Origin of the sequence: Luteibacter anthropi, from assembly GCF_011759365.1 — a bacterium.
In the GTDB taxonomy this organism is placed as follows: domain Bacteria; phylum Pseudomonadota; class Gammaproteobacteria; order Xanthomonadales; family Rhodanobacteraceae; genus Luteibacter; species Luteibacter anthropi.
The window spans coordinates 294,519-318,885 of the sequence record NZ_JAARLZ010000004.1 but is presented as its reverse complement, the minus strand read 5'-3'; the positions used below and the strand labels follow the sequence as shown (position 1 = coordinate 318,885).

General features: G+C 63.0%; 20 protein-coding genes. 8 read left to right on the top strand and 12 right to left on the bottom strand.

From position 1 onward, the window contains the following. Positions 1-8 precede the first annotated feature (8 nt). The 5 genes from HBF25_RS09445 to HBF25_RS09425 form a co-directional block, all read right to left on the bottom strand. Positions 9-1,358, bottom strand: a complete 1,350-nt coding sequence (locus HBF25_RS09445) for an acetate kinase (RefSeq protein ID WP_166947704.1) — start codon at positions 1,356-1,358, stop codon at positions 9-11. Between the two features lie 3 nt (positions 1,359-1,361). Then, positions 1,362-1,841 (bottom strand): hypothetical protein, encoded by a 480-nt coding sequence (locus HBF25_RS09440; RefSeq protein ID WP_166947702.1) that lies wholly within the window; start codon positions 1,839-1,841, stop codon positions 1,362-1,364. After that, positions 1,838-2,521 (bottom strand): C39 family peptidase, encoded by a 684-nt coding sequence (locus HBF25_RS09435; protein WP_341778067.1) that lies wholly within the window; start codon positions 2,519-2,521, stop codon positions 1,838-1,840. The genes HBF25_RS09440 and HBF25_RS09435 overlap by 4 nt, the downstream gene beginning before the upstream one ends. Beyond that, the gene (locus HBF25_RS09430) at positions 2,518-2,856 is read right to left on the bottom strand and encodes a hypothetical protein (protein WP_243853146.1); all 339 of its coding nucleotides are present in this window, start codon (positions 2,854-2,856) and stop codon (positions 2,518-2,520) included. The genes HBF25_RS09435 and HBF25_RS09430 overlap by 4 nt, the downstream gene beginning before the upstream one ends. Positions 2,857-2,918: 62 nt before the next feature. Further along, on the bottom strand, positions 2,919-3,836 hold the full coding sequence (locus HBF25_RS09425; protein ID WP_166947700.1) for a hypothetical protein: 918 nt from the start codon (positions 3,834-3,836) through the stop codon (positions 2,919-2,921). Between the two features lie 263 nt (positions 3,837-4,099). Here HBF25_RS09425 and HBF25_RS09420 point away from each other — a divergent pair, with 263 nt between their 5' ends. Beyond that, on the top strand, positions 4,100-6,112 hold the full coding sequence (locus HBF25_RS09420) for an oxidoreductase (RefSeq protein WP_166947698.1): 2,013 nt from the start codon (positions 4,100-4,102) through the stop codon (positions 6,110-6,112). Between the two features lie 104 nt (positions 6,113-6,216). Here HBF25_RS09420 and prpC read toward each other — a convergent pair whose 3' ends face one another. The 5 genes from prpC to HBF25_RS09395 form a co-directional block, all read right to left on the bottom strand. Beyond that, the gene (prpC, locus tag HBF25_RS09415; protein ID WP_166947696.1) at positions 6,217-7,365 is read right to left on the bottom strand and encodes a bifunctional 2-methylcitrate synthase/citrate synthase; all 1,149 of its coding nucleotides are present in this window, start codon (positions 7,363-7,365) and stop codon (positions 6,217-6,219) included. 12 nt (positions 7,366-7,377) lie between these two features. Then, a complete protein-coding gene (gene prpB / locus HBF25_RS09410; RefSeq protein WP_166947695.1) occupies positions 7,378-8,265 on the bottom strand; it encodes a methylisocitrate lyase in 888 nt (295 codons plus the stop codon). Positions 8,266-8,631: 366 nt separating this feature from the next. Continuing rightward, positions 8,632-10,533, bottom strand: coding sequence for a propionate--CoA ligase (gene prpE, locus HBF25_RS09405; protein WP_166947693.1), 1,902 nt, complete (start codon positions 10,531-10,533; stop codon positions 8,632-8,634). A gap of 145 nt (positions 10,534-10,678) precedes the next feature. Beyond that, positions 10,679-10,975: a hypothetical protein gene (locus HBF25_RS09400; RefSeq protein ID WP_166947691.1), complete on the bottom strand. Its 297-nt coding sequence runs from the start codon at positions 10,973-10,975 to the stop codon at positions 10,679-10,681. Beyond that, the gene (locus HBF25_RS09395; protein WP_166947690.1) at positions 10,975-11,262 is read right to left on the bottom strand and encodes a hypothetical protein; all 288 of its coding nucleotides are present in this window, start codon (positions 11,260-11,262) and stop codon (positions 10,975-10,977) included. Before HBF25_RS09395 ends, HBF25_RS09400 begins: the two co-directional genes overlap by 1 nt. Positions 11,263-12,301: 1,039 nt before the next feature. Between HBF25_RS09395 and HBF25_RS09390 the strand changes: the two genes are divergently transcribed. From HBF25_RS09390 to HBF25_RS09375, 4 genes are all read left to right on the top strand, one after another. Then, complete coding sequence (locus HBF25_RS09390) at positions 12,302-13,864, top strand: DUF6531 domain-containing protein (RefSeq protein WP_166947688.1); 1,563 nt, start codon at positions 12,302-12,304, stop codon at positions 13,862-13,864. A gap of 3 nt (positions 13,865-13,867) precedes the next feature. Further along, entirely contained in the window at positions 13,868-16,609 is a 2,742-nt protein-coding gene (locus tag HBF25_RS09385) for an RHS repeat protein (RefSeq protein ID WP_166947687.1), read from the top strand. Continuing rightward, positions 16,606-16,932, top strand: coding sequence for a hypothetical protein (locus HBF25_RS09380; RefSeq protein ID WP_166947685.1), 327 nt, complete (start codon positions 16,606-16,608; stop codon positions 16,930-16,932). Before HBF25_RS09385 ends, HBF25_RS09380 begins: the two co-directional genes overlap by 4 nt. Before the next feature lie 1,624 nt (positions 16,933-18,556). Continuing rightward, the gene (locus tag HBF25_RS09375; RefSeq protein WP_166947684.1) at positions 18,557-18,763 is read left to right on the top strand and encodes a hypothetical protein; all 207 of its coding nucleotides are present in this window, start codon (positions 18,557-18,559) and stop codon (positions 18,761-18,763) included. 87 nt (positions 18,764-18,850) lie between these two features. Here HBF25_RS09375 and HBF25_RS09370 read toward each other — a convergent pair whose 3' ends face one another. Beyond that, the gene (locus tag HBF25_RS09370) at positions 18,851-20,464 is read right to left on the bottom strand and encodes an alpha/beta hydrolase (RefSeq protein ID WP_166947682.1); all 1,614 of its coding nucleotides are present in this window, start codon (positions 20,462-20,464) and stop codon (positions 18,851-18,853) included. 82 nt (positions 20,465-20,546) lie between these two features. Between HBF25_RS09370 and HBF25_RS09365 the strand changes: the two genes are divergently transcribed. From HBF25_RS09365 to HBF25_RS09355, 3 genes are all read left to right on the top strand, one after another. After that, positions 20,547-21,326: a phosphatase PAP2 family protein gene (locus HBF25_RS09365; RefSeq protein ID WP_166947681.1), complete on the top strand. Its 780-nt coding sequence runs from the start codon at positions 20,547-20,549 to the stop codon at positions 21,324-21,326. Positions 21,327-21,394: 68 nt separating this feature from the next. After that, positions 21,395-22,342, top strand: coding sequence for a diacylglycerol/lipid kinase family protein (locus tag HBF25_RS09360; RefSeq protein ID WP_208392501.1), 948 nt, complete (start codon positions 21,395-21,397; stop codon positions 22,340-22,342). Next, entirely contained in the window at positions 22,339-23,112 is a 774-nt protein-coding gene (locus HBF25_RS09355; protein ID WP_166947679.1) for a metallophosphoesterase family protein, read from the top strand. The genes HBF25_RS09360 and HBF25_RS09355 overlap by 4 nt, the downstream gene beginning before the upstream one ends. 394 nt (positions 23,113-23,506) lie before the next feature. On the opposite strand, the gene HBF25_RS09350 is transcribed toward HBF25_RS09355, so the two are convergent. Continuing rightward, positions 23,507-24,313 carry an SDR family oxidoreductase gene (locus HBF25_RS09350; RefSeq protein ID WP_166947678.1) on the bottom strand — a complete coding sequence of 269 codons (807 nt, stop codon included), beginning with the start codon at positions 24,311-24,313 and terminating at the stop codon, positions 23,507-23,509. Positions 24,314-24,367 lie beyond the last annotated feature (54 nt).

The window sequence follows — 24,367 nt, the reverse complement described above, 5'->3', positions numbered from 1 at the left end:
AGATGCATTCACAACGTTATAGGCAAGCGCACCGTCACCGTGGAATCCGGCGTATCGCGAGTCACGCCAACGCCTAGCGTCACGTTCAGTGTTTCCTTGTCGTTGAATCGATAGGAGCCACCAAGCAGCAACGAACCGAGCGTCACGCGTGCCGAACCGGGCACGGAATTTCCGTTCTGCGTGGTGCGACCGACGAAACTCTGGTCGTAACCGATACTGATCGAGGCCTTCTCGTTCAGCGAAAGCCCCATGCCGACGCTCACATCGGCAATATCGCCCGCCTTGACATTGCCGAGGAACTGCTTGCCCTCCAGCAACACGTTGCGGCTCACGTTGTGGCGTTCGAAGTTGTGCAGATAACTCACGTTACCGAAGAACACGACCGGATCAGACGGGTAAAGCCACGTCACACCCGCCTGTGCCGAATAAAATCCGCTACCCGTGGGACTCTGGACAGGCAGGCCCGTGCCGGTGAAGTTCTCCAGGCACCGCGTGATGCAATCGGTCGTCACCTCGAACGGATCGCGCCCCGTGCGCGACTTGGCCCGTAGCCAGCCCACGTAGTACGGCTTGTCCGCCCCGCCATCGTTCAGCTGGTAGCGCAGCGTCGCCTCGATATCGCCGATGCCCTTGCCGCTGGTGGTGTAGAGACTGTCCTGCGCCGTACCGGTGAAGATCTCGCGGCTGATCGTGTCGGTATGCGTATCCACATACGGGATGCGAACCTCAAGCTCCATGCGATTGGTGAGGCCATAGCGAAATGCCACCGCCGCCGTCTGCGTGGTGGTCTTCACCTGACGCACGTCGATGAGGCCGATAAGAATGGCCGGGATCACCGTATAGCCCACCAGCGCCACGCGGTCGGCCGATGAATAGCCGTACTGGTAGGAAGGCTCGACGATCAGCTTGCCGCGCGGCGTGAGCACGCCGGGCTGGTCGAAGATCGGCGCCACCTCGGGCGGTCGCTCGTCTTGCTCAGGCCGCCTACCAACAGGACTGGCTGCAACGGCCTGTACAGGCGATCCGACCGGCGGAGGATCACCTGACGCCGTTGCCACGGCGGCCGAACCACCGCGCGCATCGTCCAATGCATTCAGGCCCACCGCCTTGCGCAGGTCGGCGTACTGTGCCTCCTGCGCGGAAAGATCCCGCTTCATCTGCTCCAGCTCGGCCAGCTGCTCGGCCATGCGACTTCGCATGGCATCGAGCTTGCGCCCCTGCGCCTCGATCTTCTCGCGCAGCGCCGGATCGACACTGGCGTCCTGCGCAAGACATGCGCCGATCCACATGGGCAGCACCGCAAGCGAAAACACGCCCGCGCGCCTGCCCGCCTGCATCACCCTGCCATTGCGATACATGGGTTAGTTCCCCCGGAACTGGATCGTCGCGTCCTGTATGGCCTCGCCGAGCCGCAGGTTCTGCAGCATGCGTGCGCTGTTCACCGATGCGTCGATCGATGTGGTGGCCGAGATGGCCTGGTTATTGAGTGAGTTCTGGATGACCAGCGCACCGCTGGAACTGCCCAGGTCGGTGGATACGCCACCGATGCCGGTGGTGATCGTGGTGGCCCGTAGTGCATCGGACAGCGCCGTGGCCTGATCGGTGGTGATGTGGGCGATATCCGGGATCGATACGCTGTTCTGTATCACTTCCATGCCGTTGACGAGCACGGTGCGCTGGAGTGAGAGCGACGCGAGCACATCGTTTCCCAGGTCCATGCCGCCGCGCACCTGGTCGAGCGCCGCATCCGGCAAAGCCTCCTGACGAGTGAAATCGGCGGCCCGCAGCGGCAGGCTTGCCACCAACAGCACGACACCGACGACGAGCACGCGCCTGTTCATATATCCCCCGGCCCACGCTTGGGCATCACGATGGGAGCGAGACCGTTGCGTTCGATGCCCTCGCCCAGCGGCGCGGCAGGCGCCACCGTCCAGTCGCGAGGGCTGTTGAAAATGGCGCGGTCGCGCTGGTTGTGGATCACGAAGACGATGCGGTTCTTCCACAGGTCGTCAAAGCGACGCTGCGACATCGAGCGCGTGCCGCGCGCCGGATCGCCGATGAGCACGCGTCCGTTGCGATAGCCCTTCACCACCACGAAATGGTGGTAGCCGCGTTCGTCGATGAGGACGATGGCCGGCATGCCCTCGTCGTCGAGCTTCTGCAATGGCACGGCGAAACCATCGGCATCGAAGCCGCGCGAGGCGAGGAAACGCTTGATGTCCAGCAACGAGAACCCTTCCCGTCCGATTTTCGCCCGGTCGCCGTTCTCGTACATCATGTCGAACGCCGCCTGCTCGTCGACGGGATACGCGTACTGATAGGTGAGCAAGGTCGCGACGGCAGCAGAGCCGCAGCTGAAGTCGTATTTCTGCCGGATGGTGTTGCGGAAACGCGCTTCTTTCAGGCTGGTCAGGTGCAGCGGATACGACGTGCCCGGCGAGGTCTGCACCTCGGCCCGCCCTGCATGGCTGGCGGTCGCCACCATCAGCAGGGCCAGGCCGAGCATGCCCTTCGCTTTCACGGGACCATCCTCACCGTCACGATGGTCGCGTTCTGGATCAGCACGTTGTTGCCCGAATTCTGGATCACCGTGGGCAGGCCGGCTGCCCCTCCGAAGGCGCTGCCGGAAACAAGGTTGCCCCCGCTGACCGTGTTGTTCGCCTGGTTGTCGTTCACCGCGCCGGTAAGCGCCTGGGTGTTGATGTTGTTCGTGGTATCGCTGCCGCCGCACATCGTTGCCAGCTGGCTCACCGGAACAGGCGAGCCCAGCGTGACGGGCGGAGGGCTCTGGCCTGCTGCCGCACCCATGGCGAACAGGGCCAGCACGGCGGTGCATGCTTCGCGGAACCTTGGCATGGCATACCTACCTCCACGTCGCCACGGGGCGGCATGCGCCCCGTGGTTTCGTGATCAGGGTTTCAGTGGGCGTTGACGTTGGCCTGCACGTTCACGCTCTGCTGGATGAGCGAGGCCGCGCCGCTGTTCTGGGCAAGATTGAAGATGCCCGCCGCACCGGTACCCGCGCTGCCGGCGTTGTTGGTCACGGTGAACGCACCGGCTGCCGCCGAGGCCGAACCACCGGCACCGCCCGCACCACCGCTGGCGCCGCTGCCCGAACCACCCGAGCCGTTGCCGCCCGCCGCGCCGGCACCGGCTGCACCGGAACTGGCCGTGGCTTCGCCACCCGCACCGCCGTTGGCTGCGCCACCGGTCGCGGTCGCCGTGGCATCGCCTGACGTGCCCGCGCCGCCGCTGCTGGCGCTCGCGCCACCCGTGCTGGCCGATGCACCACCCGAGGGCGCGCCACCGCCTGCGCCGCGCGAACGAGCGCCACCGCCGTCGCCGGAGGCCGCGCCACCGTTACCGGAGGCGTTGCCGCCTGCCGATGCCGTCAGCGATCCGGCATCGCCGCTGCTGCTCGAACCATCGCCGCCCACCGCGCCACGTGCCCCGGCCCGGCCGCTGCTGCCGCCGTTGCCGCCGTCGCCGCCCGTGCCCTTCGCACCATAGCCGGCGCCGCCTGCACCGCCGCGTCCGCCGCTGGCGTTGCCGGCATTGGTGGCGACATTACCCGTGGGATTGACCGTGATGTTGGACACCGTGCCGTTGAGCGTGCTGTTCGCCACGGCCGTGGTGGAGTTGAACGAATCGCTGGTGGTGTTCGTGGTGGTATTGGTCGTCGTCGGAGTGGACGTGGAGTTGTCCGTGTACTGCACGGCGATGGACTTGCGCTGGGCGGATGCACCGGACGATCCCGTCTGGGTATCGTCGGCCATGGCCGGCAAGGCAAAACCGATGGCGAGCAGAATCGCCGAGGCAATAAGCGTCTTACGCATGGGAGAGTCTCCTGTGAGCGATGCGAATCCCCTGTTTCGAATGGCCGGGTGCCCTGCCGACGCGCCGGTTGAGCCAACCGAGCAAGTTGCATGCCTTTCGCAGGAAGCCGCTGCACCCGCGCCAGAGCGCCCTTTGCACGCCATGCGGGCCCCCGCCCTGTTAACGCGCCGATACAGCGCGTAACGCCCGTGCTGCGGCCGCCCTTGCCCCGGCGACCGGTTACGGGGATCATTCGAACGATCGTTTGAACCGGATCCGTCCCGTGGCCTACCCAAACCTGCTCGCTCCGCTCGACCTGGGTTTCACCACCCTGCGCAACCGTGTGCTCATGGGCTCCATGCACACGGGCCTGGAAGACAAGGCCGCTGACTACGACAAGCTCGCCGCGTTCTTCGCCGAACGTGCCCGTGGCGGCGTGGGCCTCATCGTCACCGGTGGCATCGCGCCCAACCTGCGCGGCTGGCTGAAGCCGATGTCGGGCACGCTGGCCATGCCCTGGCAGGTGGCGCGCCACCGCAAGGTCACCCGCGCCGTGCACGCCGAAGGCGGCAAGATCTGCATGCAGATCCTGCATGCAGGCCGTTACGGCTATCACCCGCTGTCCGTGGCGCCGTCGCGGATCAAGTCGCCCATCACGCCGTTCACGCCACGCGAACTGAGCGGCCGCGGTGTCGAAGGCACCATCAACGCCTTCGTGCGCAGCGCGAAGCTGGCCCGCGATGCCGGCTACGACGGCGTGGAAGTGATGGGCTCCGAGGGCTACCTCATCAACCAGTTCCTGGCGCCGCGCACCAACCTGCGCACGGACCGCTGGGGCGGTTCGGCCGAAAACCGCATGCGTTTCCCCGTGGAAATCGTGCGCCGCATGCGCGAGGCGGTGGGCAAGGACTTCATCATCGTCTACCGCCTGTCGATGCTCGACCTGGTGGACAACGCCCAGCCTTGGGACGACATCGTCACCCTCGGCAAGAAGATCGAAGCGGCCGGCGCCACCATCATCAACACCGGCATCGGCTGGCACGAAGCCCGCGTACCCACCATCGTCACCAGCGTGCCGCGTGGTGCCTTCAGCTGGGTCACCCGGCGCCTGAAGGGCGAAGTGGGCATTCCCCTGGTCACCACCAACCGCATCAACATGCCGGATGTCGCCGAGCGCATCCTCGCCAACGGCGATGCCGACATGGTGTCCATGGCGCGGCCGCTGCTCGCCGATCCGGAATGGGTGAACAAGGCCCGCGCAAACACGCCGCAGGCCATCAACACCTGCATCGCCTGCAACCAGGCCTGCCTCGATCATGTGTTCGAGAATCGCCGCGCCTCGTGCCTGGTGAATCCGCGTGCGTGCCATGAAACCGAGATCACCATCGTGCCGGCGACCGCGAAGAAGCGGATCGCCGTGGTGGGCGCCGGCCCGGCCGGACTGGCCGCTTCCACGACGTTGGCCGAGCGCGGACACGCCGTGACGCTGATCGACCGCGCCAACGAGATCGGCGGCCAGTTCAACATGGCCAAGCGTGTGCCGGGCAAGGAAGAATTCCACGAGACACTGCGTTATTTCCGCCATCGTCTCGATGCCACGGGCGTGGATGTGCGCCTGGGCACCACCGCCACGCCCGAGACACTGGCCGGTTACGACACGGTATTGCTCGCCACGGGCGTGTTGCCGCGTGCGCTCGACATCGAGGGAGCAACGCATCCCAAGGTGCTCTCTTACCTCGATGTCCTGCATGGCAACGCGCCGGTCGGCCATAAGGTGGCCGTGATCGGTGCCGGTGGCATCGGCTTCGACATTGCCGAGTTCCTCACCGAAGCCGCCCCCTCCCCCACCACCGACGTCACACGTTGGACGAAGGAATGGGGCGTGGACATGACGATAACGACGCCGGGCGGCCTCATGCCGGCGCACCCGGAGAAGCCGGAGCGCCAGGTGTGGTTGCTCCAGCGCACGGCGGGGCGTCCCGGTGCGCGACTCAACAAGACCTCAGGCTGGGTGCATCGTGCCACGCTGAAGAACAAGAAGGTGCAGATGTTCGGTGGTGTCACCTACGAGCGCATCGACGACGACGGCCTGCATGTGAGCATGGATGGGCAGAAGCACGTGCTGCCGGTGGATAACGTGATCGTCTGCGCGGGGCAGGAGCCGAACCGCGAGCTGCATGATGCGCTGGCGGGGCGTGGGATGGACGTGCGCCTGATTGGTGGCGCCGATGTGGCGGCGGAGCTGGACGCGAAGCGGGCGATCGACCAGGCGACGAGGCTGGCGGCTTCGATTTGAATCCGGTCGCGCGCGAGGCGCGCTCCTACAGGGTTACCTTGTAGGAGCGCGCCTTGCGCGCGACCGGTCCAGAGCGCATCCTGACGTGTGCGCTCCCTAAAACCTCAACGCTTCTCGATCGGCACGTAAACCTGATCTTCCGGCCCCGTGTAATTCGCGCTCGGACGAATGATCTTGCCATCCTGGCGCTGCTCGATCACATGCGCACTCCAGCCCGACGTACGCGCAATGACAAAGAGCGGCGTGAACATGGCCGTGGGCACACCCATCATGTGATAGGCCGATGCCGAGAACCAGTCGAGGTTCGGGAACATCTTCTTCAGTTCCCACATCAGCTTCTCGATCTTCTCCGACACCTCGAACAGACGCGGGTTGCCGCCGTCGGTGCAGAGCTTGCGCGAGACTTCCTTGATGATCTCGTTACGCGGATCGGACACGGTGTACACCGGATGACCGAAACCGATGATGATTTCCTTGCGCTCCACGCGCGCACGGATATCGGCTTCCGCCTCGGCCGCATCGCGGTAACGGGCAATGATTTCCATCGCCACTTCGTTAGCACCGCCATGCTTCGGACCACGCAGCGCACCGATGGCACCCGTGATGGCCGAATACATGTCGGAACCGGTGCCGGCGATGACGCGAGCGGTGAACGTGCTGGCGTTGAACTCGTGCTCGGCATACAGCACCAGCGAGCGATCCAGCGCATGCGAATGCAGGTCACTCGGCTTCTTGCCGTGCAGCAGGTGCAGGAAATGCGCGGCGATGGAATCGTCGTCGGTTTCCGTCTCGATGCGCTTGCCGTTGTGGCTGAAGTGATACCAGTACAGCAGCATGGAGCCAAAGCTGGCCATCAGGCGGTCGGCAATATCGCGCGCGCCAGTGAGGTTGTGGTCTTCCTTCTCCGGAAGCACGGTGCCCAGCACCGAGGCACCGGTGCGCATCACGTCCATCGGGTGGGTCGCGGCCGGAAGCAGTTCCAGCGCGCCCTTCACCGGGGCCGGCAGGCCGCGCAGGCGCTTGAGCTTGGCACGATAGGCGTTCAGCTCCATCCAGTTCGGCAGCACGCCGTGGACGAGCAGGTAGGCCACCTCTTCGAACGAACCCTTGGCCGCGAGGTCGTGGATGTCATAGCCACGGTAGTGAAGATCGTTGCCGCTGCGGCCGACGGTGCACAGCGCGGTGTTGCCGGCTGCCACGCCGGAGAGGGCGACCGACTTCTTCGCCTTCGGCTGGGTGGTGGTGTCGCTCATGCGTGACTCTCCTTAACCCTTCTTCGAGAAAAGAGCGTCGAGACGACGCTCGTATTCGTGGTAACCGATCCGGTCGTAGAGCTCTTCGCGCGTCTGCATCGTGTCGATGACGTTGCGCTGGTGACCGTCGCGGCGGATGGCGGTGTAGACGTTTTCCGCGGCCTTGTTCATGGCGCGGAAGGCAGACAGCGGATAAAGCACGATGCCGACACCAACGCTGCCGAGCTCTTCGGTGCTGAACAGCGGGGTCTGGCCGAATTCGGTGATGTTGGCCAGCACCGGCACCTTCAGCGCATCGGTGAAACGCTTGTAGGTGGGCAGGTCGTAGGCCGCCTCGACGAAAATCGCATCGGCACCGGCCTCGGCGCAGGCGATGGCGCGCTCGATAGCGGCTTCCACGCCGTCCACGGCGATGGCATCGGTGCGGGCGATGAGGAAGAAGTCCGGATCGGTCTTCGCATCGGCGGCCGCCTTGACGCGGTCGGCCATCTCGCCGGCGCTGACGATTTCCTTGCCCGGGCGATGACCGCAGCGCTTGGCGCCCACCTGGTCCTCGATGTGGCAGGCCGCGGCGCCGAACTTGATGAGGCTCTTCACCGTGCGCGCGATGTTGAAGGCGCTGGGGCCGAAGCCGGTGTCGATATCCACCAGCAACGGCAGGTCACACACATCGGTGATGCGGCGCACGTCGGTGAGCACGTCGTCGAGGGTGTTGATGCCGAGATCCGGCAGGCCCAGCGAGCCGGCGGCCACGCCGCCGCCGGAGAGGTAGATGGCACGGTAACCGGCCCGCCTGGCCAGCAGGGCGTGGTTGGCGTTGATCGCGCCGATCACCTGCAGCGGCTTCTCTTCCGCCAGCGCGGCGCGGAAACGGGCGCCGGGCGAGGTTTGCTGTGCCATGGAACTCTCCGCGTAAAGACCGCCATTTTAGCGCGAAGGATTGTTTAAGCCTTGTTGCGGTGCGGCTAAGCCTTGGGAGGCACGGGCAGATGGAGAGTCGCCGCCCGGACGGTTGCGCGCGAGGCTCGCTCCTGCATGGGCTGCGATGCTCGCGCGCGGCCCCGGGACACCACGCATGACCCGGATTTTCGGCTTCGCCGGTCGCGCGCAAGGCGCGCTCCTACAGGACGACATGTGTACGACCACGCCCGGGCAGGACAACATGCGCGCGACCACGCCCGGGCAGGACGACATGTGCACGACCACGCCCGGGCGGGGCAGCTTGTGTAGGAGCGCGCCTTGCGCGCGACCGGCGAAGCCGAACACCTACCGCCGCTGCCCACAATGCGGCCCCGCCTCCACCGCCCGCCGGATCCCCTCCAACGCCCCCGGATCATCCAGTGTCGAAAGATCCCCCGCCTCCCTCCCCTCAACGACCGCCTGCAAGGCGCGCCGCAGCAGTTTCCCCGAGCGAGTCTTGGGCAACGCACCCACCACATAGATACACCCCGGTCGGGCCAGAGCCCCCAGCAACTCCACCACCCGCTGCTCCATGGCCCGCGCCACCTCGCCCGCATCGCCACCGACATCCTGCTTCAACGTCGCGAACACGGCCGGCACCTGCCCCTTCAACCCATCGGCCACGCCCACCACCGCCACCTCGGCCACCGCCGGCAAGGTTGCCACCGATTCCTCGATTTCCCGTGTCCCCAACCGATGCCCCGCCACGTTGATGACATCGTCCGTGCGCCCCAGGATGAAAATGTACCCGTCGGCATCGCGCACTGCCCAGTCCAGTGAGCTGTACAGCAGCTCCTTGAAATGCCCGAAGTAACTGCGTACGTAACGCTCGTCATCACGCCAGATCGTCGTGAGACAACCCGGCGGCAACGGCGGCTCGATCACCAGCACACCCTTCTCGCCCGGCGCCTTATCTTCACCGGTGGCATCGTCGATCACCCGCATGCGGTAACCGAACGTGGGAAAACCCGGCGAACCAGGCCTGACCGGCTTCAAATCCAATCCCGGCATCAAAGACAACGCCGGCCACCCCGTCTCGGTCTGCCAGTAGTTATCGATAACCGTCTTGCCCGTGCCTTCAGTCAGCCAGTCATACGTTGGCTGGTCCAGCGGCTCACCCGCAAGAAAGATCCACCGCAACGCCGACAGGTCGTACCTGCGCAACCACGCCTCGTCCTGCTTCTTCAGGATGCGTATCCCCGTCGGCGACGAAAATACCGTGCGCACGCCATAGGTTTCGCAAAGGCGCCACCAGATGCCGGGGTCAGGATTCGTAGGCAGGCCTTCATAAAGAATCGCGGTACAACCACCGATCAGCGGCCCATACACGTTATACGAATGCCCGACGGCCCAGCCCACGTCCGACGTACACAAAATCGCCTGCCCGGGTTGCAGATCGAAGATCGTGGTCATGGACAGCGCCAGCGCCACGGCGTAACCACCGACATCGCGTTGCACACCCTTGGGCCGCCCTGTCGTACCCGACGTGTAAAGCAGATAGCTCGGCTCGTTCGATTCAAGCCATTCCACCGGCACAACGGCATCAAGATGCATCTCGCGAAGTGGCGCGTAGAGCACATCCCTGCCGCCGGTCATCTGCATGCCGGCATCCAGTCCGCGATCCACCACCAGCACATGGGCCGGCGGCGTACTCGCCTCTGCCAGCGCCGCATCCACCAGCGGTTTGTAAGGAATGACCTTGCCACCGCGCATACCGGCATCGGCACAGACCAGCACCACGGGCTCGGCATCGTCGATGCGCATGGCGAGGTTATGCGCGGCAAAGCCACCGAACACGACGGAATGAATCGCCCCGATCCGCGCACAGGCCAGCATCGCGAACACTGCCTCGGCGATATTCGGCATATAGATCACCACACGATCGCCCCGCTTCACTCCCAGTGCCAGCAGCGTCGCGGCAAACGCATTCACCTCGCGATGCAGTTCGCGATAGCTGATCTCACGGGTGACCTGCGTTTCCGTGGACACCGCCACGATGGCGAGCTGGTCGGGCCGCGTCGTAAGGTGGCGATCCACCGCGTTATGGCAGAGATTGGTGGTGCCACCAACGAACCAGCGGCGAAACGGTGGGCGCGAAGCATCGAGTATCTGCCGGGGCGGCTCCTTCCAGTCGATGAGCCGGGCCTGCTCCGCCCAGAATGCCTCGGGCTCATCCACCGACCGTCGCCAGCTTTCCTCGTAACCCATGCGCCGCCTCCGCTACAGGATAAGAATCCCGAGGGTAGCCCAGGAAGATCACGACTGCCTATGGACCAAGGTCGAACCCGCATTTGTAGGAGCGCGCCTCGCGCGCGACCGCCCCAATAAAACCGTATTGCCCCGGCCACCCCACCTACAACCGGGAAACCAGACAAAACCCCAACGCCGCCGAAGTCGTAAGCGACAACCCGATCCCGGCCGACATCAGCACACCCAAGACCACACTCTCCTGCGGATCAATCCACACCTCAGTCACAAGGTCCAGCAACGCCACCGCTGCCACCAGCGCAAAACCAAACGACACCACACAGAACTCACGCGCGCTGCGACAGGCATGGGTAACCCCATGCATGCGATCGAGGTAAACCGCCACGTTCACGGCCAGCAGACCAAGCCCGGCACCCGTAATGGCTGTGACAGGCAGATCCATCAATCACCTCCCGTCATCTCGCCGGCCTCTCGCACATAGCGACACTTCACCTGCCGTATGCAACGTTCACTCTGCCGGATCAGCAACGCCACCGTACCCAGCATGCAAGCCAGCTGATGACGATCCGGCGGTTCGGGATCGGCCGCCATGTCAGCCAGCACCTCATGCATGCCACCCACATACGTGAGCCAGTCGCCAATGAGGTCGAGCAGGGATTCCACCGTGGCCTGCGGGTCGGGACAAAACGGAGCCATGCCGGTGCCCATGCTGCTGTTCGGGTCAATCATGAAGACACTCCTTGTGGTGCGCCCGTATCGAGGCGGGGCATGCCTCCCGGCATACCCCTCGTCACTCGAACGATGGGAAGCGTTTCCCACGGCCGTTCCTCCACGGAACGATCGGGCGTCAGGGACAGCGTATGAAAGCGGCGTCAGCCGGCCGTGACCGGCCACACGGCTACGCGCCGGGTGGCAACGGCGAGGAACCTTCTCATGGACACGGCGGACGTCGCGTGGGGTCAGACGCGGCCGGAAGCGCTCCGGAACGCGCGATCGCTACCGTGGGGGTGTCCGCATAAAAGCGGAGGGGATGGGAATGCCGTAAACTTCGACATAGCTCTGGTCCTTGTTGCTGCAAGGTTGGAGTCAGTGGCCGTTCGGGTGTTTGCTGCACCCGGGCGGCCATGCTTCTCACCGCAATGGTGAGTGACGGTTGCCTGTGCTTCTTCTCTTGCGTCCGATCCACAGGCAACGAACGCACCCTATCAGATCAATTCCATCATGTCTGTAGGATCGAGTCCGAAATACCACCCCAAGTTGCACATAACCCTGTAGGAGCGCGCCTCGCGCGCGACCGGCCACGCATCAACACAGCGATGACTCCAAGCGCATTGCATCATCACCATCGCGATGCATCGATCATTCCGCACGTATCGCCGCGTACCTGTCGCGCGCGAGGCGCGCACCTGCAACTGCGCTTGATGTGATCGGCATCGCGCTACCACCTCATCAACGACACACGATCGCCTCAACAACGACACGTTTCCTGTCCATCTTTCTCAAGACGAAAACCCATCACGCGTGATCTCATGCGAGCCCCGCCGTGCGGGCTCGCCCGCATGGACGCAATGGGCAGAGATAAGCATTCAATCTGCCGTTTTCGCGTGACTCACTAAAATCATCACTGCGAAACTAGCCATCTTCTACTAACAGAACGACAGCCAGCCAGGAATCATCACGCCGGCCTGCCCATGCAGGCCCTTCATCGGATCCAAGATGCCACCATCATTCTTCTGATCCACGGATACCGAATCATCAGGGAGAGGTCATGAAGACCACAGCAATCGCCGTATCCATCATTCTGTCACTCGCCAACGTGGCGCACGCCGATGAGGTGTGGTTCGCACTGGATTCCCCATCCTTCCCACCCGCCGACGACATGGTGCATTACCCGTCCGCCGATGCCGCCTGCCAGGCGGCCTACAAGGCCGATGTGGCCACGTACAATTCGGGCAACTCACACGTCCTTGCCTATGTGGCACCCACCTTCGCACCGATGTCGGGAAACCCGTATCTATACAATTGCGACACCTTGGCGCGGGTGGGCGAGGGAGCGCCGCAACACATTCCCCACATCATCGCCGTCGTCGAAGGCCCCTGCGACGTCGATAAGGTCTTCGACTTCGTCACCGGTGAATGCGTCCTGGATGGTGATGCGCTCGCTCGCAAGCAGTTTGGCGATCCCGATGACGATCCCAACAACGATCCGAACGACTGCCAGGGTAATCCGATCAACGCCGCCATCGGCAACAAGTTCCAGCGCGAGAGCGACTTCGCGGATGCCGATGGCGAGCTGGCCTTCACTCGGTTCTACAACAGTGCCGATGGCCGCTGGCGCCATACGTACAGCGCGAATCTGATCGTAGGCATGGGCGTGGCCTCGCTGACCTTGGACGATGGGCGAGCCTCGCTATTCGCGGTCACGGGCAGCGTGGCGACCGGCGAGTCGTCGGAGCGCGGCAGCCTCAGCCGTTCCGGATCGAAATGGATCTACAGCTCTCCGGCGAACGATGTCTATACCTTCAATGGCCAGGGCCAGCTCACCAGCTACCGCGGCGCCAACGGCCTGACCCAGACCCTGACCTATGGCTTCGATGCCAACTTCAATATCAAGGTCACCGTCAAGGATTCTCGTGGCCATACGCTGGTCTTCACCAAGGACTTCTCCGAACAGCTGGTCTCGCTGTCCTCGACGGGCGTAAGCGTGACCTATACGTATAGCGACGAAGGACAATTGCAGCAGGCGACACGTAAAGTGCAGGGCAAGACCACGTCGCGACGCTACGTGTATGAGGATGTCGAGCACCCGCGCTTCCTCACCGGCCTGTTCGACGAGCGGGGCGTGCGCGCCGCGACCTGGACCTACGACAGCCAAGGCCGGGCGATCTCCAGCGAACATGCCGGTGGCGCCGACAAGACCGTCATTGCCTACGTCGACGACGCCACCACCACGGTCACCAATCCCCTGGGACACGTGGTGACCTACACCTACGGCACGGTGGGCGGTACACGCCGGATGACCTCGGTATCCGGCGAACCGGTGCCCGGCTGCCCCATCAGCAACTCATCCTTCACTTACGACGCACGCGGACAGATCGCCACGCAAACCAATGCACTGGGCAGGATCACCGCGTTCACCTACGCCCCCCAGGGACGCATCACGACGAAAACCGAAGCGAAGAGCACCCCCGAAGAGCGCACGATCACCACGACCTGGGACGGCACTAGCTTCCGCCCGGCCACCGTGACCACGTTTGATCGAGTCACGTCGTACACCTACGACGCTAATGGCCGCCCGCTCTCGACCACCGTTCGCTCGCTCAAGGACTGACCGATGACCAAAGGACTTCGCTGGACACCGCTCGCGCTCGCTCTTGTCTCCGCGCTGACGCACGCCGCCACGGCCGACCGCGTCGCGACCATGACCTACAACGCCGCCGGCCTCGTCGAAACGGTGGATGGCCCACGTACCGACGTGGCCGATATCACCCGTTACACCTATAACGCCCAGGGCCGCCTCGCCACGGCCACCGATGCCCTGGGCCACGTCACCAGCTACGACGCCTACGATCTGTACGGCCATCCGGGCAAGATCACCGATGCCAACGGCATCGTGACCCTGATGACCTACACCCCCGAAGGCTGGCTGGCGACCACCACCCGGGATGCCACCGGCACGCCCTCGGTCACTACGCTTACCTACGACGCCATCGGCAACATCATCCAGACCACCGATGCCGATGGCGTGACGCTCAAGTACACCTTCGACGACGCCAGCCGCCTGACCGACATCACCGACGGGCAGGGCAACCGGGTGCACTACACCCTGGATGCGGCAGGCAACCGCACGAAGGAAGAAACCTCCGACGCCAGCGGCACGGTCCGCCGCTCGCTCTCGCGCACCTTCAACAGCCTCAGCCAGCTGCTGACCGTCACCGATGCCCTCAACCGCACGGTGCTGTCCTTCGACACCACCGACGGCTACGACGCCGAAGGCCACCCGGTGCACTCGGCCGATGCCAGGGGCGTGCAGCGAAAGCAGGGCTACGATGCACTGAACCGCCTGGTCAGCACCATCGAGGACTACAACGGCGCGAACCCGGCCACCGCCAATACCACCTCCGTCTCCAGTCATGACGCCAGCGACAACGTCACCGGCATCAGCGACCCGGATGGCCTGAACACCCTCTACGACCACAACGGCCTGGGTGACCTGACCGGCATCCACAGCCCGGACACCGGCACCACGACCTTCACCGTCGATGCCGCCGGCAATCGCCTGACCCAGACCGATGCCAAGGGGATCACCACCACCTACGCCTACGACGCCCTGAACCGGCGCACCTCGGCCAGCTATGCCGACACCAGCCTCAACGTCAGCTACCACTACGACGAGGCCAATACGGTTACCGGCTGCGCCGCATCCGCTCCCATCGGCCGCCTGACCCGCATCGTGGAGCAGGCCGTCACCACGACCTACTGCTACGACGCCCGGGGCAACGTCATCCAGAAGCGCCAGACCCAGGGCGATGCGACGGACACCGTGGCGTACAGCTATACCCTGGCCGACCGCATCCACACCGAGACCCGCCCCAGCGGCGCCGTGGTGACCTACAGCTATGACGCCCTCGGCCAGATCAGCGGGCTCACGGTCACGCCGCCGGGCGGCACCGCACAGGCCGTCGTCAGTAACGCGACCTACCTGCCGTTCGGCCCGATCCAGTCCTATACGCTGGGCAACGGCCAGACGATCAGCCGCACCTACGACGCCAACTACCGCATCACCGACATCGTCAGCCCGGCCCTGGAATTGCACTTCATCCGCGATGCGATGGGCAACATCACGGGGGTGAGTGAGGCGGGCACTGGCTCGGAGAGCTATCGCTACGATCCGCCATACCGCCTCGCCAGCGTGGACGACCCGGCCGGACAGGCCATCGAGGCCTACACATACAACAAGACCGGCGACCGCCTCAGCAAGACGGGCAGCGGTCTGGCAACGGGCACTTACGGCTATCAGCCCGGCACCCACTGGCTGACGAGCATCGGCACGGCATCGCGGACCTATGACGCCAACGGCAATACGACAGGTAACGCCTTTGCCGGTGACGCGTGGGGCTATGGCTACAACGGCCGCAATCGGATGACGGTTGTGCAGCGTAACGGCCAGACGGTGGGCAGCTACGTGTACAACAGTCTGGAGCAACGCACGAGCAAGACGGCAGAGGGAACGACGACGCGCTTTGCGTATGACGAGGGAAGTCAGTTGCTGTCGGAAGCGACGGGAAACACAACGCGTGACTATCTGTGGCTCGGCGGCATCCCGGTGGGCGTGCTGGACAATGGCGGCGCAGCATCATTGAACTATGTGCATGCCGATGCGCTCGGATCGCCACGTGTGGTTACAACAAACGCCGGTGCAATGGCTTGGCATTGGTCTTACACCAGCAATCCGTTTGGCGAAGCAAGGCCGGTATCGACGACAGGCTACGCGCTTAACCTGCGCTTTCCGGGGCAATACTACGACAAGGAAGCAGGCAAGGCCTACAACTTGCACCGTGACTATGATGCGTTTGCAGGCCGATATATACAGAGCGACCCCTTAGGCCTTTCTGGGGGGAAAAGTACATACACGTATGGAATTAACGACCCACTGACCTACAGCGATACTTTAGGCTTGTCCGTTTGGGTTTGCCGCGATCCCGCATTTGATGGAAAGCTCGGCCCTATCGATCACTACTGGCTGAAGACGGACACGCAGGAAGCTGGAATGGGCACCGCAAAGGCAGGAGCAAATGCGGGCAATGAATATGACTTTATTGGATCACCAGTGGAAACCGTGGACCATGGAACTCGTAGCGCCGGAAGAAGCGCGGAGTGCCGACTTGCACCTGGCGCCGATGAAGCGAATGTAAATAGACTCATATCACCAGGGCGACCACTAGGCCGCTTCATTCCACCGATGAACTACTGCCATTCCTTCGTTCGCGACACACTCGATGCATCAAATGGAGCAGACCCATTTGACCGCCAATCGCCCATCCCTAGCCCCTATATGACCGATCCATACAAATGAAACTAAGCCTCACATCACTAGTCATTGCAACACTTTCGATCGCATCCTGCTCTGGAGCGGACAACAAATACGCACTAGATCATCAGAGTGGGTACGTCTGTCAACAACCCGCAAGAACGGTATATGCCTCCTGGGGACAGGCAGGATTGTCGAAGTCATGCGTAGACGCTGATGGAAAGATCGCTGGCACATTCATGGCTGCAGAATGGGGCCGTATTTTTTCTGTGGAAAATTTCGATGCTGATAAGCAGCACCGCATCTTGGATGTCTACGACGAATACGGAAAAATTTCCCGTCATGAGGTTAAAAGCGGCAACGATTGAGTAGCGATGAATCAGGGTCAAGTCAACCAACTTGGACATCCCGGCGAAGCTGACTCGTCGGCATTGGCGCTGGCTTTGTGGGCACCCCTGGCACAGGGGGTCTACCCATGATATCTCCGTAATCCTAAAAGATCCTCGCTTACTTGGCCTTCGCATAGCATTGATTGGCTTTTCTCTTGGAGCACTGGCTTTTTCGGTTGCAGCATTAGGCCTCATGATTCTTGGAGTTGGCGTTTTTGCACTAGGCTTCTCGACATTCTGCGTAGGATTTGCCGTTTACCTATCAAAAATGAAAAGACATCGTTGAATTTATTAAATCGTTCGTACTTCTCCACGCACGGAAGCGTGGACACCTACACTGAAACAAGATGTAGTGATACAGCCATCGAAAAATTGACCGCGACTTAGCGCGGGCCAGGTGCTTTCGCCGACACACCCGGTTTCCGCATTGCCTATCAATTCGTTCGCGATTCACGCAGACCCAGCACTACTCACGAGGCCGGATGGTGCACATCCTCAGACCCAGCAGGATCGAAGACAAAAACAGGCCTCAACACTTTGCTCATTCTACCAAGCACCAAAGAACACCTCATCCACCATGGGCACGGCAATGATTCAATGAAAACAAAGGCAAGAACATCGCTGATTACGTTATTCGCCATTGCAGCCATAACGCCAGTATCAATTCACATTTACCAGTGGTGCGAATGGAAGAGCGATGAAGACAAACGCCCAAGACCAACAACCGCAGAACTTGCAACAGAACTAGCCTCAATACCCGTTGCGGGCCTATCTTTCGGAAGAACGACTTTCGACAGAGTCTCTTCTGTTGGGGCGACCCAAAGCGTAGACACAGAAGTATCCACGACACAAGTCATGGAAAACACAAAGAAGTCCCTCCTTGCTCAGGGCTGGTCGCTAAGAAAAGAGGTGACGGAACCTACGCCTTCAGCATACTTTTGCCGCAATGGAAGGTCTTTCGTTATTGAGCCAATCACCCAGTCTGGCAGGACGTTAGTTGCCATCAGCCTCACATGGACCTTCTATAAAGCGGCCATGAGCTATTGCCCTTGAAATCACGCAAGCGCCGGCTACTTATGCACTCATGCAGCGCCGAGACAGGAACCAATCCAGACTCGGACGAACTTGACCAGGAATCAGTATGCACGCAATATCATTTTTCTTCTTATTGTCATGCATAACTGGCGCACTTTCTGTCATTTGGGCGGTGATTTCAGCAGTACGGATGACTTGGCAATTCAAGTCATCCTCAGATCGATTCTCTAAAAAAACCATATGGAATCCAATGAATGCACTGCTTTTCCCAAACCTGCTAACCGAAAAAGGCTTATGCCTAAGGCGTCAGGTTGGCTACGCTCTAGCACTCTTCGCCGGATGTCTTGTTGTTGCTGGCGGCATAGCCCTTCTTGCGAAGTCTATTAGTTAATATTGAGAGCAAATCAGACTGTGGTACTGCAGCCTGATTTTGAGTAAGCCGGCCAGAGCACTGTATTCACAAGTTTACACACCCTCATGGCCCACAGCGATATGGGGTGCAGAGGGAACGACGCCAAAAACGATAACCTCAGGGCTTCGTATTCGCTGCAAGGATCGCGCGGTAGGGGTGCCTACAACAGCCTTTGCCGATCTCGGCAATCCCCTGCGAATATCCGTCGAACTCGTTGAACGCGGTTACGACGTGATCATCAACGGCGCCCAGGGCCCACTGGCCTATGTGGCACGCCTGCATATCGAAGACCATGCCATCGTTGCACGTGACGTGGTATCCGTCATGCTTCCCGGTGTCGCCGAACACACAAGCTACCCTTAATGCCAGAGCGCGACCGCACGCCACCGCTGCGAAGCGCATGATTGGCATGGCTTCTTAGCGGTCGCGCGCAGGCGCGCTCCTACAGGGTTAGGGTTTGGCTTGGCCGGGGCGGGCTACTTCGTACATTTCCCATGCGATCTTTTTCAGCAATGCCTGGCGGTCGTCGCCTTCGGTGTACAGGTCGAAGTGCGTGCGGCCGGGGATCAGGCGGATGTCGCTCTTTGCATGCAGGCCGTCGAGGGTTTCCTTCAGCAGCTTTGCCGGGCCGTCGAGGTAGAACGTATCCGCCGTGCCTACGATCAGGTGGATCTTGCCGTCGAGGTCCGGCTTCAGCTCAGGCCAGTGCGTGCGCAGGCGCTGTGCGATGTCGTAGTGGTCGCGCCAGTAGGAAACCACATTGGCATCGATGGCGCCCGTGTCGCGGTTGAACATGGGCTGCGGCCGGCCGTCGGCGCCGCGCGGCGAGAACACCCATTCGAACGATGCGAGCTGGCCGCCGTAGGGGCCGAGCACACGCTCCAGCTTCGCGAAGGTTTCGAACGTGGCGATCACCTGGCCCTTGTCGCGGATCAGCGGGTTGGCGGAGCCGTCTGGCTTGCGATATATGTTGGCGTTGGCGGCGTAGAGATCGGCGCCCGTGAAATCGCGGAAATCGACCGGATCGGGCGAGGTGGACCACGTGCCGCCAAAGACCTTCGGATAGCGCGTCTGCAACCACATCGTCGCCCAGCCACCGGACGAGTGACCATTGAGGAAACGGCCCGTGGACTTTGCATCCATGCGATAGCGCGATTCCAGCCACGGAATGTACTCGGTGGTGAGCGCCTGCCCCCACGGACCGTTGTTCACCGAATCGGCGAACTCATGCGTGCCGGTAGGGCTGGATTCGTCGAGCAACACCCAGATCATCGGCGGCGTCTGCTTGGTTGCCATGGCCTGGTAGACCCCGGCGATGGTGCCCACGTAACGATCGAAGCTGCCCGTGAAACCATGGGTCAGATACACCGTGGGATAGCGCGTGCTGCCGTTGGGATCGTAGCCGGGCGGTGTCACCACCCAGGCGCGCACGGATACCGGGTGTCCCGCAAATGCTGTGAGAGACGGGCTCTGCATGATTTCCGCGTGCGCATGCTGGCGTACCTCAGGCAGTGCATCGCGCACCGCCTGCGGTGTGCTGGGCGACATCTGCCAGGGATCGCGCGGCGGCACGCCCTTGCTCAGCTTCACCACCGGAAGGCTTGCTCCGGGTGCGAAGTGCATGGGTACCACGTCGCTCACGAAATCGCCCTCATGGCGCGAGTTGTAGTTGTAGTCGTGGGCCACGTCGAGCACGGCCTGCACCACATAGTCACCGGCCGGCAGCGACGAAAATGGCTGCGGGAAGGTCTCGCCATCCGTGTCGATATCCACGGACTGTCCCGGCACGATCCAGCTCACGTTGCGTGCCGCCACGGCCACCGCCGTGGGATGGAACGGATTGATGTCCACTTCCTCGACCTTGCCGTCCTTCGCGGCCTCGCGGGCCTTGTCGGCCGGCATGGCGAACAGCAGCAGGCGGCCGGAGGTGGGCTTGGTGGTGGCTGCGCCATCGAGCGTCACGCGGACGATGCGATGGGCCAGCGGGACGTCGTCCGCATGGACGAGCAGCGGTGAAACGGACAAGGTGAACGCTAGCCAGGCGCAGGCGGATCGGGCCTTCATCGTGGTATCCCCTTCATGGGCCGCGAGGGTCGCGGCGTGGCAACATCCCCAGATCGTGCCATGAGACGAGGATCAGACGGAAATGGAAGCGGAATGGATCAGCCGGCATGCACTGTCCCTGTGGGCCGTGCTGCTTGCCGTCGCCCTGCTGGGCGCCGATACCGTGTGGCGGCGCGCCGTGCGCCGACGCGAGGGGCTCGACCCCGTGGCCCGGAGCTTCCTGCGCCCGATGACGGCGCTGGCCGTGGTCGTGGCCACGCTGCTGATCGCCACGGCCATCGGCGTCGAGGTGCGCGAACAGGCCGGCCTCACCGCCTTCGACGCCGCCCTGGCGAGCGACCTGCGCGACAACACCCCGCTACCGGTACTGCGCATCATCGCGATGCTCACCCACACCGGCGACCCCGTCGTGGTCGCCATCGCCGCCGGCCTGGTCTTCGTCACCCTGCTGTGGCGCCGGCACGTCCGGCTGGCCGGTATCTGGATCGCCACGCTCGGCGGCACGGCCCTGATCAACAGTGCGCTCAAGGCCTGGTTCCAGCGTGAGCGCCCGCTGCACGACCACGGTTTCATCACCGAGCATAGTTTCAGCTTTCCCAGCGGCCACGCCTCCGGCTCCATGGTCTTCTACGGGATGCTGGCCTATGTGCTGCTGGTGCTGTGCCCGCCCCGCCTTCACCGCCCCATCGTGATTGCCGCCGTGGCGATGATCACCCTCATCGGCATCTCGCGCATCCTGCTCCAGGTGCACTACTTCAGCGACGTGATGGCCGGTTACGCGACAGGCCTGGGCTGGCTGGCGCTCTGTGTCGGCAGCGCGGAGTACTTCCGCCTGCGCGAAGGCGCGAAGGCCGAAACGTAATTTCATGCGACCAACACGTGGGCGATGGTCTCTTGGGCACCCCGAACCCCATCGCCGACGGATAGCGCATGTCCTATGCCCCTCCCCTTGCCATCGTGATGAACGCCGGGTCGGGACGGGGCGATGCAGACACCGCGCGCGATACCATCCGCACCCTGCTCGACGCAGCCGGACGACCGCACCGGTTCTTCCTGATCGACGAAGCGCATGACATCGCGCAGGCCGTCAGCGATGCCGTGACCTACGCCAGACACGAAGGCGGCGCACTGGTAGCCGTGGGTGGCGACGGCACCATCAACTGCGTAGCCGGCGCTGCATGGCGTGAACAACTGCCCATGGGCGTGTTGCCCCAGGGCACCTTCAACTTCTTCGGCCGCACACACGGCATCTCCGCCGACCCGGCCGAAGCCACCGAAGCCCTGCTGCGCGGCGAACCGATGAACGTGCAGGCCGGCATGGTCAACGACCGCCTGTTCCTTGTGAACGCCAGCCTCGGACTCTATCCGCAGGTGCTGGAAGATCGCGAAACATGGAAGCAACGCCTGGGACGCCATCGCCTCGTGGCACTCTGGTCGGGCCTTGCAACCATGATGGGGGAATACCGCCCGCTGCGGATCGAAGTCAGCGACGGCGACCGCTCACGCCAGCTGCGCACCCCCACGCTGTTCGTCGGCAACAATGCCCTGCAACTGGAAAAAATCGGCCTGCCAGAGGCAGGCGACGTCCATCGCAACGACGGCACGCTGGCTGGCGTGGTACTGAAGCCCATCGGCAAGCTCACCATGCTCGGCCTGCTGCTACGCGGCGCCATCGGTCGCCTGGGCGATGCGGACAACGTAGTGAGCTTCCCCTTCCGCCAGATCGTCGTCACGCCGAAGCGGCACCGCGAAAAGGTGAAAGTAGCGGTGGACGGAGAAATCCTCTGGATGGATGGCCCGCTCGTGTTCCGTGCGGCACCCAGGCCCCTGGTGTTGATCACCCGGGGTGGCCGACAACCCGGGGAGGACCCGGGTTGAGCGTCGTCATCCAGATATCCGATACCCACTTCGGCACCGAACGGCCTGATGTCGTGCGTGCCCTGCACGATGCCATCGGCCAGCTGATGCCTGACCTGGTGATCCTGTCCGGCGACGTAACCCAGCGCGCGCGACGTGCGCAGTTCGAGGCCGCACGACGCTTCATCGATGGCTACGCGCGACCGACGCTCGTAGTGCCGGGTAACCATGATGTGCCGCTGTTCAACCTGCCGGCACGCATCTTCAATCCGTTCGGCGAGTATCGCCGTGTCTTCGGACGTGACCTGCAGCCCATGCACGAACAGGACGATCTGCTGGTCATCGGCGTAAACACCGTCCGGGCAAGGCGACACAAGAATGGCGAAGTGTCGGACAGGCAGATTGAACAGGTCTGCAAACACCTGCGCCATGCCCGGGAAACGCAACTGCGCATCGTGGTCACACACCAGCCGGTACACGTGATTCGCGAGAAAGACATATCCAACCTGCTCATCAACCACGAGAAGGCCATCGACGCATGGAGCGACGCCGGCGCCGATCTCGTGCTGGGCGGACATATCCACCTGCCCTATGTGCGCCACCTGAAAGACGGCATGTGGTCGGTACAGGCGGGAACGGCGTTATCGACACGTATCCGCGAAGGCATCAGCAATTCGTTTCATGTGATCCATCACAAGGGAAGAAGCGCGCAGGTACAGCAGTGGGATTTCAACGAAGGAACACAGACCTTCCACCCCGCCACCACAACAACCATCGACAAGCCCGTGTAGGAGCGCGCCTTGCGCGCGACCGGTGAAGAGGCAAACGTTGATGTACTGCGCCATGAACGGTCGCGCGCAGGCGCGCTCCTACAGGAAAAGCGTTATCACCAGGTTGACCCATCCGTTGTAGGAGCGTGCTTGCGCGCGACCGGTTGAATCGAAACGATGATGGTTTCCGCGACAACCGGTCGCGCGCAGGCGCGCTCCTACAAGATCACCGTGAGATGGGTAGAGGCGGCGGGGGCGTAAGGCGAGCCCTTCCTACGGAGCGAAAACACACACGGGCTGGGTTCCTACGGAGCGCAACATCGCCGATACGATCGACTCCTACCCCCTTCGGTAGGGGCAGCTTTGCTTCGCTACGGAGCGTTGCGTATCAAACGGTCGCGCGCGAGGCGCGCTCCTACACGTAATGCATTTTTCTTGCTATGCCGCCGTCTATCGTGAAGTTTTCGCCGGTGATGAAGCCGGCTTGCGACGACAGCAGGAATACTGCCAGCGCGCCGATGTCCGGTGGGATGCCGGCACGGCCTACGGGGTGCTGCGCGTGGTCGGCCGCCGAGAGTTTCGGCTTGCGGCGTGCCGATGGTTTCTTCCAGTCGTCCACCACGATCCACCCGGGATTGATCGCGTTCACCCGCACGGGACCCGCGCTGATCGCCAGCGCATGGGTGAAGGCGATCACACCACCCTTGCTCGCCGCATAGGCCTCCGTATCCGGCTCGGACTGGTGCGCGCGCGACGAGGCAATGTTGACGATGGCACCGTTCGCCTTGCGCAGCTCCGGCAGCGCATGTTTGCAACACAGGAACGTGCCGCCCAGGTTGGTATCGATGCGCCGTTTCCACTCCGACCAGTCCAGCTTCTCCAGTGGACCGGTATGCGGATCGGCAATGCCGGCGTTGTTCACCAGCCCGTCGATGCGCCCGAAACGATGCTTCGCCACATCGACGAAACGCGTCACGCTCGCCTCGCGCGACACATCCAGCGCGAGAAAGGCCGCGCGATCCCCGGCACCCCACTCATCGAGACAGGCCTTGCCCGCCTCGCTGTCGATATCGCCGATGAAGACACTGCCACCGGCCGCCAGCACCGCCTCCGCGATGCCCTTGCCCACGCCCTGGGCACCTCCGGTAATCAGCACCACCCTGCCCGGCCACTCGCTCGTGGCTGAAGCGGGAACGGGTGCGGCCTGTTTGCGTGCTGGCATGGCGGAAATCCTCCGGCGGGCTGCTGGCGATGGTCCGCGCAGCGCCGTGGAGGT